8 protein-coding genes are annotated in these 10811 nt (G+C 46.8%); all 8 read left to right on the forward strand.

The genetic code is table 11. The features are described from left to right. Positions 1-44 precede the first annotated feature (44 nt). The 8 genes from T515_RS16770 to nagA all read left to right on the forward strand — a co-directional run bounded on the left by T515_RS16770 (position 45) and on the right by nagA (position 10567). A complete protein-coding gene (locus T515_RS16770; protein WP_051671697.1) occupies positions 45-593 on the forward strand; it encodes a TRAP transporter small permease in 549 nt (182 codons plus the stop codon). Further along, positions 593-1903, forward strand: a complete 1311-nt coding sequence (locus T515_RS12065; RefSeq protein ID WP_036611494.1) for a TRAP transporter large permease — start codon at positions 593-595, stop codon at positions 1901-1903. The genes T515_RS16770 and T515_RS12065 overlap by 1 nt, the downstream gene beginning before the upstream one ends. 23 nt (positions 1904-1926) lie before the next feature. Beyond that, on the forward strand, positions 1927-2985 hold the full coding sequence (locus tag T515_RS12070; protein WP_051671698.1) for an alcohol dehydrogenase catalytic domain-containing protein: 1059 nt from the start codon (positions 1927-1929) through the stop codon (positions 2983-2985). A 234-nt stretch (positions 2986-3219) separates the two neighbouring features. Then, positions 3220-4686, forward strand: coding sequence for an NAD(P)/FAD-dependent oxidoreductase (locus T515_RS12075; protein WP_036611497.1), 1467 nt, complete (start codon positions 3220-3222; stop codon positions 4684-4686). A 6-nt stretch (positions 4687-4692) separates the two neighbouring features. Beyond that, positions 4693-5940, forward strand: coding sequence for an NAD(P)/FAD-dependent oxidoreductase (locus tag T515_RS12080; protein WP_036611500.1), 1248 nt, complete (start codon positions 4693-4695; stop codon positions 5938-5940). A gap of 91 nt (positions 5941-6031) precedes the next feature. Beyond that, entirely contained in the window at positions 6032-6409 is a 378-nt protein-coding gene (locus tag T515_RS12085; protein WP_036611502.1) for a DUF1667 domain-containing protein, read from the forward strand. A 314-nt stretch (positions 6410-6723) separates the two neighbouring features. Next, entirely contained in the window at positions 6724-9336 is a 2613-nt protein-coding gene (locus tag T515_RS12090; protein ID WP_036611504.1) for a heavy metal translocating P-type ATPase, read from the forward strand. Positions 9337-9379: 43 nt separating this feature from the next. Then, positions 9380-10567, forward strand: coding sequence for an N-acetylglucosamine-6-phosphate deacetylase (gene nagA, locus T515_RS12095; protein ID WP_036611507.1), 1188 nt, complete (start codon positions 9380-9382; stop codon positions 10565-10567). Positions 10568-10811: the final 244 nt, after the last annotated feature.

Below are 10811 nucleotides of genomic sequence, written 5' to 3' on the forward strand. Positions count from 1 at the left end.
TAGTCGGCGGCAGTCAACGCCGCCGATTTTTTGGGAGATAAGACATGAAAGGATTTAACAGATTTTTAAGCGCATACAAAAGTATACTTTCTGTCATAGGCAGCGTTTTTTTCATTACTTTCTGCGCATGTGTTTTGATTCAGATCATAGCAAGAAACCTTTTGCCGTCAGCACCGTCCTGGACAGAAGAGGCGGCCAGATACACCTTCATTTATATGTGCGCATTTGGCTGCGGCATTGCGATGCTGAAAGATGAGTTCGTATACGTTGAGTTTTTAAGAGATAAACTGGAAGAGAAGGGCCTGCATAAGTTGAATACGGTCATCCGTTTCGTAATCACCATTGCCATGATTGTCTTATCTCTTTTTATTCTGTTCAAGGCAGAGCCGTCCTTTGTCTTTATGAAGTTCCGTATGGTATCCACAGCCATGCAGATACCGATGCAGTATATCTATTTTTCACAGATACTGATGTTTGGTATGCTGTCCTTCAGCGGGATACTGCGAATCATCATGATGATAAGGGACTGGAACAAAACTCCGGAGGAAATACGCAGAGAAAGAGAACTTGAAGAGAAGGGAGAAGTAAAATAATGGTGGCTGTTCTTTTTATATCATTTGTTATTTGTCTCGCAGTGGGAGTTCCCGTTGCATTCTCTTTGGGCATAGCAGCAGTTCTTTATTTTCTTGGATCCGGGATGCCCATAACCCAGTTCGCACAGCGCTTTTTTGCGGGACTTGATTCCTTTACGCTTCTTTGCATTCCGGGATTTACATTTGCGGGAAATCTCATGAATCAGGGAGGAATTTCAGATAAGCTTCTGGGATTTGCAGATGCCATGGTGGGACATCTTTCCGGCGGTCTTGCCTATGCCAATGTTCTTGCCTCCATGGTCTTCGCGGGAATTTCCGGAACGGCCCTTTCGGATACGGTTTCCCTTGGCGGTGTTGAGATTCCGATGATGGCAAAGCAGGGTTATGATGTACCCTTTTCAGTAGCTGTTACGGCGGCATCATCCTGTATGGGACCTATCATTCCGCCTTCTGTTCCCATGATCATTGCAGCTACCATGACAGGACTTTCGGTTTCCAAGATGTTTATGGCCGGAATCGTACCGGGCATCCTCATGGGCGGCGGCATGTGCTTTGTCTGCTGGTGGGAGTCCAAAAAGAATCATTATCCCAAGAGAGACAAGATGAGCTCCCTGAAGGAAATTCTCCATGAAGGAAAGGAAGCCATCTGGGCCATCATCATGGTTGGAATCATTCTGTTCGGAATCATGGGCGGAGTGATGACCCCCACAGAGGCGTCAATAGTATGTATAGCCTACGGAACCATCGTTTCCGCATTCATATATAAGAAGCTGGATATTCCTACATTTTACAGCTGCCTTAAGGCAACTCTGTCATCGGCTTCCGCCATCATGGGACTGGTTGCTTTTGCCAATGTCTTTGCCTATATCATGACAAAGGAACGTATTCCGAATATGATCGCGGATTCCATGCTTAGCCTTACCAGCAACAAGTACATCATCCTGCTCCTTATAAATCTGTTCCTTGTTTTCGTGGGAATGTTTATGGAGACCATAGCGGCGATCCTCATTCTGTTCCCGGTTCTTCTGCAGCTTGCTACGGCAGTTGGAGTTGATCCGATACAGTTCGGTATCATAGTTGTAATGAACCTTGTTCTCGGATTATGTACACCTCCTGTAGGAGTATGTCTCTTTGCGGCAACCTCCATCGGAGACAGAACTTCAAGAGAAATGGGAGGCAACGGTAATAAACTTTCCGAGAATGTCATCGCCCTTATCCCGTTTATGATCTCAAACTTCACTGTGCTTGCGCTTACAACCTACGTGCCGGCTCTTACAGTGGGAGTTGCTAATTTTATTTCGGGTAAATAGAAAAGAGGAGAATTATGGAAAAGATAAAAGCAGTAAGAATTATGGAACCTGAGAATCTCAGGATCGTTGAAGAAGAAAAGCCACATATAGATGAAAAGAACAATGTCCTTGTACAGGTCAAGGCTTCAGGCCTTTGCGGATCTGATGCAGGTATATATCACGGGACCAATGCAGCAGCTACCTATCCACGCATCATAGGTCATGAGATCGTTGGCGAAGTTGTTGAGTGCGGACCCACAGCCAAAAAGGTCAAGGTGGGAGACAGGGTAATCATAGATCAGGTAACAAATTGCGGACACTGCTATGCCTGCAGACACGGTCGTCCCAATGTATGCCAGAACCTTCAGGTAAGAGGTGTACATATCGATGGCGGCTACCGTGAGTTCATAGCTGTGCCGGATGAGCATTGCTACATACTTCCCGAGGGACTTCGCTATGTTGATGCGGTTCTCATCGAGCCTACAACCATTGCGGTTCAGGCCTGCTCAAGAGCGGAAATAAAGGAGGATGATGAAGTTCTCATAAACGGACAGGGAGCCCTTGGCGCCAGAATGCTTTCCATTGTGAAACTTTACCATCCGAAGAAGATCATAGTTTCCGATATCTTCGATGAGAAGCTTCAGGAGGCACTGGAGAATGGTGCGGATATTGCCATCAATCCCATGAAGGAGAATTTTGCAGAGAAACTTAAGGAAGTGACCACAGATGGTTACGGACCGACTGTTTCCATTGATTGTGCCTGCACAAAGGATTCACTGGGAACTCTTATCGGAGTGACAGGCAATGCGGGACGTGTCATCACCATGGGATTCACCACAAGTCCTACTGAGGTTACAAACTTCGGCATCACTTCCAAGGAGCTGGATATCAGAGGATCAAGACTTCAGAACAGAAAGTTCCAGGAGGTTATAGATCTGGTAAAGGAAGGAAAGGTTGATCTCGATCATAAGATCTCCCATGTCTGTGACTTCCGTGAAGCCCAGTCGGCATTTGACTTTAATGATACCCACGATCCATCCATAAGAAAGATTGTTTTCACCATGGAGGGAGAACCATACAAGGTTAGACCGGATAAGGATTGAGTGGCATAAGTCGATATCAGACCGTTTCACGTTATGGCTGTCGGGAATATGAAACCCCTTGGATTTGCTGCAGTGGGAACGCCGGCCAATGAAATTCATTTTGGCGGGGGCATCAGTCCTGTGGGACGTGTCAGGAATATTGGTTTTACATGGGAGAGTGTTTTTTATGAAAGCATTCTCCCATAATTATAGATGCATTTATGAGAAGGTCCGTTATGACCTGGGGAGGTGGAAATGTTTGATGTTCTTATAATCGGAGGAGGCGTGGTGGGATCGGCCATCGCAAGACAGCTTTCAAGATATAAACTGAAGATCGGAGTGCTGGAAAAGAACCTTGATGTGTGTTATGAGACCAGCGGAAGAAATACGGGAGTCTGCCATGGTGGATTTGCCTATGACCCGGGATCGCTGAAAGCGCGACTCTGTGTTAAAGGCAATCAGATGATGGGTGATCTTGCGGAGGAACTTGACTTCAGTTTTAAACGCTGCGGTAAGGTTCTCGTAGGGTTCACAGAGGAGGAAAGAGCAAGGCTTCAGGAGGTTATGGAGCAGGGCGAAAAAAACGGAGTCAGACATCTTTCCATAATTGAAAAGGAAAGACTTCACGAGCTGGTTCCTACAGTTGAAGGAGAGTTTGCCATGTATTCCCGGGATTCGGGAATACTTGATCCCTTTATGCTGACCATAGCTCTGGCGGAAAATGCCCATCGGAACGGTGTCAGTTACTATCTTGATAATGAAGTGGTGGGAATCCGAAAAGAAGAGGATGATACCTGGACTGTAAGTACCAGGCATGGAGAGACCGGAACCGGCGGTGAAACAACATACCACACTAAATGGGTGATCAATGCAGCAGGACTCGGCTGCGGTGTGATATCCGATATGCTGGGACTAAAGGGCAACAGGATCATAGGTTCCAAGGATGACTACATCATCCTTGACAACAGGCTTTCAAAGCTGGTTCCCATGCCCATCTATACGGTTCCCTCCAACACCTATATGGGTATCCATGTTTCCGTCACTACAGATGGCAATGTTCTTCTGGGACCCACAGCTGAGGATACGGAGGATCTTAACTGGTACGGAGTGGCACAGAAGAATCTTGATTATCTTTATGAGGAAGCCACAAAAATCTGGCCCCATGTCAACAGAGGGGATTACATCAGAACCTATACAGGTATACTTCCGAAGTGGATAGATGAGAATGGAAAAATACAGGATTTCAAGATCGAGATAGTGGATGATTACGCGCCTCATGCTGTTAATCTTGTGGGTATCGAGTCTCCCGGACTCACGGCTTCCGTTGCCATTGCGGATTATGTGATAGAACTGATGAAGGCCCGTATGGATATGGAAGAAAATCCGGCCTTTGTTCCTGTAAGAAAGGGCATAAAGAAGTTTTCCGAGATGAGTGAGGAAGAACAGGCCGAATGCATTGGCAGGAATCCGGATTACGGTGAACTCATATGCAGATGTCAGAAGGTAACGAAGGCCGAGATTCTTGAGGCTGTGAGAAATCCTCTGGGAGTACACACCATGGTGGGAGTGAAATACCGCACACGCAGCATGATGGGAAGATGCCAGGGAGGCTACTGCCAGATGCGTATCGCAGAGCTTCTGGAAAAGGAATACGGCATCAGGGATACGGAGCTTGAATACAACAGACAGGGTTCGCAGCTGTTTTTTGGGACAGTGAGGTGAAACGGCATGAGTGAAGAGATTAAAAATATAGATGTTCTTATAGTAGGAGGCGGTCCTGCGGGACTGAGCGCCGCGGTGGAGCTTTGGAAAAAGGGTGTGAGGGACATCCTTATAGTGGAAAGAGAAAAGCATCTTGGAGGCATCCTTCGCCAGTGCATCCATGACGGCTTTGGACTTACAAGATTCGGGGTAACTCTCAGCGGACCCGAGTATGCGGGCAGATTCATCTCGGAGGTCAGAGAGCTTGGAATCCCGTATATGGTTAATGCTGCTGTGACCAATGTTACGGAAGGCCGTCTTGTGACTGTAGTGACACCCTCCGGACTTCTCAGGTATCAGGCAAAGGCTGTGGTACTTACCATGGGGTGTCGTGAAAGAACGAGAGGTGCTCTTGCCATCCCCGGTGAGCGTCCTGCGGGAGTTTTCACTGCCGGAGTGGCACAGGCCTATATCAATCTGTATAACAAGATGCCGGCTAAAGAGGTGGTGATACTTGGATCCGGAGACATTGGCATGATCATGGCGCGTCGCCTTACTCTGGAAGGTGCTCATGTGAAAGCTGTCTATGAGGTTCAGCCGTATCCATCAGGACTTCCGAGAAATATAGAGCAGTGTCTCAATGACTACAACATCCCTCTGTACCTGAGTCATACGGTGACGGAAATTCACGGGGACAGGCGCCTGAAGGGAGTCACCATCTCAAAGGTTGATGAGAAGTTCCGGCCGGTTCCGGGAAGTGAGGAGTATGTGGAATGTGACACACTGATACTTTCTGTGGGACTTCTTCCGGAGAATGAGCTGTCTCTTGATGCGGGAGTTGTGCTTGACAGGCGTACCAGAGGCGCTGTGGTGGATGAACATTATCAGACTAGCGTACCAGGAATTTTTGCGGCGGGTAATGTGCTTCATGTCCACGATCTGGTAGATTTTGTATCCATGGAGGCTGAGCAGCTTGCGGATCATGTGGCTTCCTTTGTAAATGAAGGAGCCCTTAGGCCATGTGAGGTGGAGCTTAAATATGACGGAAACATCAATCACACCATTCCTCAGAAGATAAGCGGAGAAGAAAAGTTCAGGCTGTCACTGAGGGTCAGTCATCCCATGAAGGATGTAAGGATAGTGGTGACTCAGAATGGCAGAGAGCTTGTTTCGAAGAAAATGAAAAAGGCATTGCCGGCGGAGATGGTGCAGCTTGATGTGGATGGCGTGACAAGGGGTGCCGGAGACGTGGAAGTAAGTGTAGTGAATGTGTAAGCCGCTGTCATAGACGGTGTGAACAGTTTTTTATATTTCAATCTAAAATAAAACTTTTACTGCTGATGAGTGCAGTAGATTGGAGTTTGGTATGAGGAGAACTTTTACCTGTATAGTATGTCCCAACGGCTGTGAGATAACAGCCGATTATGAAGAAAGGGGCGGGGCGGTGGACGTTACCGCAGTAAGCGGTAATCTCTGCCCGAGAGGAAAGGAGTATGTGGCTCAGGAGCTGACGGATCCGAGACGGACCATAGCGTCATCGGTGAAGGTGGAGTCCGGAGAATTTCCTCTTGCCAGCGTCAGGCTCACGGCGCCCATACCGAAGAACAGGATCTTTGATGCCATGGAAGAGATAAAGAAGTGCTCGGTGAAGGCACCGGTGAAATCCGGAACTGTGCTGATACATGACATACTGGGACTGGGAAGTGACCTGATAATAACAAAGGATGTTGAGGCGGTTATTTAAACCGGATTAAATGGCGGAGTTCTCCGGGATATTATGGCTGATCAGATGCCAAGTATGAATGGAACCTGCCGAAAGAGAATACATAAGTAAATACACAGTTTTGCGTATCTGAGATTAATGTTCAGATACGCATTTTTGTTATAAAACCGTCATATGCAGCTTTTACCTGTACGGGTGTACATCCATCCTTTTGATTGTTTAAAATTTATTTGACAACATACCCCCACGGGGTATATTATACCCATTGTAATGATACCCCTTAGGGGTATTTTGGAGTCTGAATTATACATTGCGTTTAGATGTAAGGAGTATATATGGAACAGTACAAAGTTACGGGAATGAGCTGTGCTGCCTGCCAGACGAGAGTTGAGAAGGCGGTAAGCTCGGTTAAGGGAGTGGAGAGCTGTGCCGTCAGCCTTTTGACAAATTCAATGGGGGTTGAGGGAACGGCTTCTCCTGAAGAAATAATTGCGGCAGTTGAGGCGGCGGGATACGGTGCCAGCGTAAAGGGCGGAAGTGAGACTAAGAGTTCCGGGTTAAGTCAGGATGATTCGCTGAAGGATACTGAGACACCGAAGATGAAGAAAAGACTGATTGCATCCCTTGTGCTCCTGATACCCCTTTTATATGTATCAATGGGACATATGCTGTGGGACTTGCCCCTTCCCGGATTTTTGGTTGGCAATCATGTGGCCATGGGTCTTTATCAGCTTTTGCTGGCCGGTCTTGTTATGGTGATAAACCAAAAGTTTTTCATAAGCGGATTCAGAGGGCTTTTACACGGCTCTCCAAATATGGATACTCTTGTGGCATTGGGATCAACGGCATCCTATATATACAGCGTATTTGCTCTGTTTGCCATGACCGGGGCCGTTCTCGCCGATGACAATGATCTCGTTATTTACTATATGAATCAGTTCTACTTTGAAGCTGCGGCAACCATCCTTACACTTATAACTGTAGGAAAGATGCTGGAGGCAAGATCAAAGGGAAAGACCACAAATGCTCTTAAGGGTCTCATGGATCTTTCGCCGAAGACTGCGATGGTTCTCAATGACGGAGTTGAAAGTAAAGTGCCTATCGAAGATGTGAAGGTCGGAGACAGATTTGTGGTGAGACCCGGGGACAGTATACCGGTGGATGGTATCGTCAGGGAAGGTGAGAGCGCTGTCAATGAATCTGTATTGACAGGAGAGAGCCTTCCGGTGGAAAAGGCTCCGGGAGAAAAGGTCTATGCGGCAACTATCAATACCTCGGGATATATGGTATGTGAAGCAACGAGAGTAGGAGAGGATACAACTCTTTCGGCCATCATAAAAATGGTGAGTGATGCAGCAGCAACAAAGGCCCCCATAGCGAAGATAGCTGACAGGGTTTCGGGAGTTTTTGTTCCGGTGGTTATCGGAATAGCAGTTGTCACATTTTTGGCCTGGATCCTGGCAGGCCAGAGTTTTGGATATGCCATGGCCAGAGCTGTATCGGTTCTTGTAATCAGCTGCCCCTGCGCCCTTGGACTGGCTACTCCTGTTGCCATAATGGTGGGAAACGGTGTTGCGGCAAAGACAGGAATTCTCTTCAAGACTGCGGCATCACTTGAGCAGGCAGGAAAGACTCAGATAGTCGCTCTCGATAAGACAGGAACCATAACAACAGGTGAAATGAAGGTTACGGATCTTGTTCCGACTAAGGGTGTCAGTGAGGAGGAACTTCTCAGAGTTGCCTATGCTCTTGAGTCAAAGAGTGAACATCCTATATCAAAGGCTGTTACGGAGTATGCAAAGGAAAGCGGCATTGATCTTTTAGAGACAGCCGGGTTTGAAGCATTATCAGGAAACGGGCTTAAGGCGAAGCTTGGCCGGGATGAAATCTTCGGTGGAAGCGCAAAATATATATCTGAGGTCGTTGGCGGACTTACGAATGAGACAAAGAGCGGGATAGAAGCATTGGCAAAGGAAGGAAAAACTCCTGTTCTCGTGGCGAAAGCTCATCAGCTTCTTGGAATCATCGGAGTATCGGATATAATAAAAAAAGATTCACCGGAAGCCATTTCTGAATTAAAGAAGCTTGGCATCCATGTGGTGATGCTTACCGGAGACAATGAGGTGACTGCAGCAGCTATTGCAAAGCAGGCAGGTGTTGATGAAGTGGTTGCGTCCGTGAAGCCGGATGGCAAGGAAGCTGTTATAAGGAAGCTGATGGAGTATGGAATGGTAACCATGGTGGGAGACGGTATCAATGATGCGCCGGCACTTACTTCTGCAAATCTGGGAATCGCCATCGGAGCAGGAACGGATGTTGCCATAGATGCAGCAGATGTGGTTCTCATGAAGAACAGCATCAAAGACGTTGCAGCGGCTGTAAGGATATCCAGAAGTACCTTGAGAAACATTCATGAGAATCTCTTCTGGGCATTTTTCTACAATGTTTTGGGCATACCTCTTGCGGCGGGCTGTTATGTGGCTGCCTTCGGATGGACCCTTAATCCTATATTCGGAGCGGCGGCCATGGGCCTGTCGAGCTTCTGCGTAGTATCCAATGCTCTAAGGCTTAACTGGATAAAGCCTTATGACAGTGCTGGGGATAAAGCCATAAGGAATTCCGTAAAGGGAAATCTGATAAAGCAGGCGACAACAACTGCAGACACGGAAAATATAAGGTCTCATGTTGAAGCAGATAAAGAAAAAACAAATGATGAAATAAGAAAGGAATCAAAAGAAATGAAGATTACAGTAAAGGGAATGATGTGCGGACATTGTGAGGCTCATGTTAAGAAGGCTCTCGAGGCTATTGACGGTATCGAGAGTGCGGCAGCATCACATGCAGACAATCTTGTAACTATCACAAACTCAAAGGAAATTGATGAGGCTCTTATCAAAGCAGCTGTTGAAGAAGCAGGATATGAGTATTGCGGAGTGATAGAGAAGTAAGATACATATATCCTCATAATTCCATCTCAGAGAGGCTGGACAAATGCTGATAAAAAACGGATTGGTGTATACGGAGAATTTCCGGTTTGAAAAAACAGATATTTTTATCAAAGATCATATTATTGCGGAAATGAAAGAACGGTCATCTGAAGATCCACGGGATTCCGGCAGTGTATGTCAGCTTTCTGAGATGGAAAATGAGCGGGATGAAGATGTAATAGATGCTAGAGGAAAACTGATCATTCCGGGACTTACAGACCTGCATTTTCACGGCTGTGTTTCTTATGATACAAATGATGCGGCTGATGAGGCGTTTCATGCCATGGCAGTGTATCAGCTAAAGTCGGGGGTGACAGCCATATGTCCAACGACTATGACATTGCCTGAAAACGAGGTTGAAAAGATCGTTAAAAAGGCTAAAGAGTATTCCTGCCGCCGGGGCGAAGGTGAAGCTGCCATAGTCGGAGTGAATCTCGAAGGCCCGTTTATATCAAAGGACAGGGTGGGCGCACAGAATCCCCTGTATGTCACCGGACCGGATCCGGCCTTTATTGAAAAACTGCTGGAGGAGACGGATTGTTTTCCGAAGCTGATAACCATAGCCCCTGAGGTAACCGGAGCTATGGAATTTATAAAGAAACTTCATGAAAGGATCCGTATCTCAATCGGGCATACCATGACGGACTATGAAACCGCAAAAGAAGCATATAAGAACGGTGCCCTTCACCTTACGCATATGTTCAATGCCATGCCCGCGATACATCATCGTATGCCGGGTCCCATAGTTGCCGCAATGGAAGCTCCTGAGGTAACCTGCGAGATCATCTGCGACGGAGTTCATGTTCATCCGGCTTCCGTAAGAATGGCATTTTCCATCATGGGGGCGGATAAAATGATACTGATCTCGGACAGCTGCAGAGCATGCGGGATGCCGGAGGGCAAGTATGAGCTCGGGGGTCAGGATATATATAAGCATGATCATGCTGCTTTTTTAGAGGATGGTACACTGGCGGCAAGCGCAAGTAATTTGTATGAATGTATGGTCAATGCTATAGATTTTGGGGTTCCCGTAGAAGATGCTGTCAGGGCAGCCGCGTATAATCCGGCAAAGGCCCTGGGGATGCTTGACCGGTACGGGAGTATAAAAAAGGGTAAAGCGGCGGATATCCTGATTATAGATCCTGAGAAACATTACCATCTCGAAAGAGTGATAAGCGGCGGAATAAGGTAGAACAGGCGACTCATCATGTGATGGGCCGCCCTTTACTGCTGTTTAGCCTGTGCAGTATGAAATTGTACATGTATGGGAACATCTAAAAAAAATTAAAAAAGTGTTTGACATCCGCATTGTGAATTGTTATTATAACTGAGCACTTGAGAGATGCGGAACACCAGTTCTGATAAACAAGTGATAAGAACCTTGAAAATCAAAGATCGATTAATACACAGACCCTGAAGATTCTAAGAATTAGATT

This window comes from Oribacterium sp. P6A1 (genome assembly GCF_000702885.1).
Taxonomy (GTDB): Bacteria; Bacillota; Clostridia; order Lachnospirales; family Lachnospiraceae; genus Oribacterium.